The sequence below is a fragment of the Caulobacter segnis genome (genome assembly GCF_031454995.1).
Classification (GTDB): Bacteria; Pseudomonadota; Alphaproteobacteria; order Caulobacterales; family Caulobacteraceae; genus Caulobacter; species Caulobacter segnis_E.
The window spans coordinates 1-3,214 of the sequence record NZ_JAVDRV010000012.1 but is presented as its reverse complement, the minus strand read 5'-3'; the positions used below and the strand labels follow the sequence as shown (position 1 = coordinate 3,214).

Genomic DNA, 3,214 nt, shown 5'->3' with positions numbered 1-3,214 from the left:
GCCGACGGGGTGCTGAAGGGCGTGCTGGCCGCGCCGGGCCTGGCGATCGGCAAGGCCGTGCGCCTGGCCTCGTCCGACATCGCCGTGCGCGAGCAGGGTGAGGGCGCGGCCCACGAAGAGACCGCGCTGCTGGCGGCGCTGGACAAGGTCCGCGCCAAGATCGAGGCCAGCGCCTCCAAAGGCGACAAGGCCCGCAAGGCGATCCGGGCCGCCCACCTGGCCTTCCTCGACGATCCCGAGCTTCTCGCCCAGGCCAAGAGCCTGATCGCGGCGGGCAAGAGCGCCGGCTTTGGCTGGCGATCGGCGGTGCGCGGCTATGTCGAGGCGCTGCGGGCTCTGGGCGATCGCCGGATGGCCGAGCGGGTCGACGACCTGATCGACCTCGAACGCCAGGTGCTGCGCGCGCTGGCGGGCGAAGACGACGAGGCCACGATCCTGCCGCCAGGCTCGATCCTGCTGGCCGACGAGCTTTTGCCCTCGCAGCTGATGGGCGCGGATCCTGGCGTTGTGGCCGGCTTCGCCACCGCCCGGGGCGGCCCGACCTCGCACGTGGCGATCCTGGCCGCGGCCATGGGCATCCCGGCCCTGGTGGCGCTGGGCGGAGCGGCGCTGAGCATCGCCGACGGAACCGCCCTGATCCTCGACGCCGACGGCGGCTCCCTGCGCGTGGCCCCCGACGCGCCAGCCCTGGAAGCGGCCCAGACGGCCCTGGCTGGCCGCCAGGCCCGCAAGGCCGCCGCCAAGGCCGCCGCCCACGACCCGGCCATCACCCGTGACGGGACCCGCATCGAGGTCTTCGCCAACACCGGCTCGGTCAAGGACGCCCTGGCGGCGATCGAGAACGGCGCGGAGGGCTCTGGCCTCCTGCGCACCGAGTTCCTGTTCCTGGACCGCCAGACTCCGCCCGACGAGGACGAGCAGGCAAGCCAGTACCAGGCCATCGCCGACGCGCTGCAAGGCAAGCCGCTGATCGTGCGCACGCTGGATGTCGGCGGCGACAAGGCCGCGCCCTACCTGCCGATCCCGGCCGAGGAGAACCCGGCGCTGGGCCTGCGCGGCGTGCGCGTCAGCCTCTGGCGGCCGCACCTCCTGAAGACCCAGCTGCGCGCCATCCTGCGGGTCGTCCCGCCCCAAGGGTCAAAAGGGGGCCAGTGCAAGATCATGGTCCCGATGATCGCCAGCCTCGATGAGCTGCGCGCCGTGCGGGCCGTGCTGGAGGAGGCCAAGCGCGAGCTGGGCGTCACCGACCCTGTCGAACTGGGGGTGATGATCGAGACCCCGGCGGCGGCCGTGACCGCCGACCTGATCGCCGCCGAGGCCGACTTCCTCTCGGTCGGCACCAATGATCTCACCCAATACGTCCTGGCCATGGACCGGGGTAATCCGGAGCTGGCCGCGCGCATCGACGCCCTGCACCCGGCGGTGCTGCGGATGATCGCCCAGACCTGCCAGGGCGCGGCCAAGCACGGCCGCTGGGTCGGCGTGTGCGGCGGCCTGGCCTCGGATGTCGCGGCCACCCCGATCCTGCTGGGCCTGGGGGTCACCGAGCTCTCGACCACGGCCGCCATCGCTCCGGAGGTCAAGGCCCGCGTCCGCGCGCTGGATCTCCTGGCCTGCCAAGAGCTCGCCGTCAAAGCCCTGGCCCAGACCTCGCCCGAGGCGGTCCGGGCGCTTGTCCAATCCACCCTCGGAGCCTGATCCCGATGAAGTCCCGGATGAAGTCTCCGCTCGAGATCCTCCAGCCGCTGGGCCGGGCCCTGATGCTGCCGATCGCGGTGCTGCCGGTGGCGGGCCTGCTCTTGCGCCTGGGCCAGCCGGACCTCTTGAACATCGGCTTCGTGGCCGCCGCTGGCGATGCGATCTTCTCCAACCTTGGTTTGCTGTTCGCCATCGGCGTGGCCGTGGGCCTGGCCCGCGAGAACAACGGCGCGGCGGGTCTGGCCGGCGTCGTCTGCTTCCTGATCGCCGTCGAGGGGGCGAAAGCCCTGCTGCATGTCCCGGCCGAGGTCACGGCGGGTCTCGTCCAGGCCCACGCGGATCTGGCCGGCGCCGCCTACAAGGCCAAGGCGCTGGCCAAGCTCAGCGTGCCGATCGGCATCATCTCCGGGATCATCGGCGGCCTCTTCTACAACCGCTTCTCCGGCTTCAAGCTGCCGGAGTACCTGGCCTTCTTCAGCGGCCGGCGGTTCGTGCCGATCGTCTCGGGCCTGGCGGGCCTGCTGATCGCCGTCCTCTTGGGTCTTGGCTATGACGCGATCAATGGCGGGGTCGACGCGGCCAGCCGGGCCGTGGTCGGCTCCGGCGAGATCGGCCTGCTGGTCTTCGGGTTCCTCAACCGGATCCTGATCGTCACCGGCCTGCACCACATCCTCAACAACATCGCCTGGTTCGTGGTCGGCGACTATCACGGCGCGACCGGCGACCTGCGGCGCTTCTTCGCCGGCGACCCGACCGCCGGGGCGTTCATGAGCGGGTTCTTCCCGGTGATGATGTTTGGTCTGCCGGCCGCGTGCCTGGCCATGTACCACGCCGCCAAGCCCGAGAAGAAAAAGGCCGTCGGCGGCATGCTGGCCTCGCTGGCCCTGACCTCGTTCCTGACCGGGGTGACCGAGCCGATCGAGTTCTCGTTCATGTTCCTGGCCCCGGCGCTCTACGCGATCCACGCCATCCTGACGGGCGTGTCCATGGCGCTGCTGGACGTGCTGCACGTCAAGCTGGGCTTCACCTTCTCGGCGGGCCTGTTCGACTATGTGCTGAACTTCGGCAAGGCCAGCCGGCCGCTGTGGCTGCTCCCGATCGGTCTGGTCTACGCCGGCCTCTATTACGGCCTCTTCCGCCTGGCCATCGCCCGCTTCGATCTCAAGACCCCCGGCCGCGAGGACGACGAGGCCCAGCCCCTCCAGGCCGTCGCCACCGGCGGCGGGCGCGGCGCCGACTTCGCGCAGGCCCTGGGCGGGGCGGGCAACCTCCAGAGCGTCGACGCCTGCACCACCCGCCTTCGCCTGATCGTCGCCGACCAAGCCCAGGTCAACGAGGCCGCCCTCAAGGCCCTGGGCGCGCGCGGGATCGTCCGTCCCTCCGACAAGGCCCTGCAGGTGGTGCTGGGCCCCATCGCCGACACCGTCGCCGGCGAGATCCGCGCCGCCCTCGGGGCCCCGCCGCCCAAGGCCCAGGCCCAGACTCAGCATCAGGCTCAGGCCCAGCCGTCCCAGGC

The 3,214-nt window shown here is 71.5% G+C and carries 2 protein-coding genes; both read left to right on the top strand.

The features are described 5' to 3' along the window. Nucleotides 1–1,698, top strand: a 1,698-nt coding sequence (gene ptsP / locus J2728_RS22150; protein ID WP_310002364.1) for a phosphoenolpyruvate--protein phosphotransferase, incomplete at its 5' end; no start/stop codon positions are given. Nucleotides 1,699–1,715: 17 nt separating this feature from the next. Then, nucleotides 1,716–3,214: N-acetylglucosamine-specific PTS transporter subunit IIBC (gene nagE / locus J2728_RS22145; RefSeq protein WP_310002363.1), on the top strand; the 1,499-nt coding region annotated here is incomplete at its 3' end.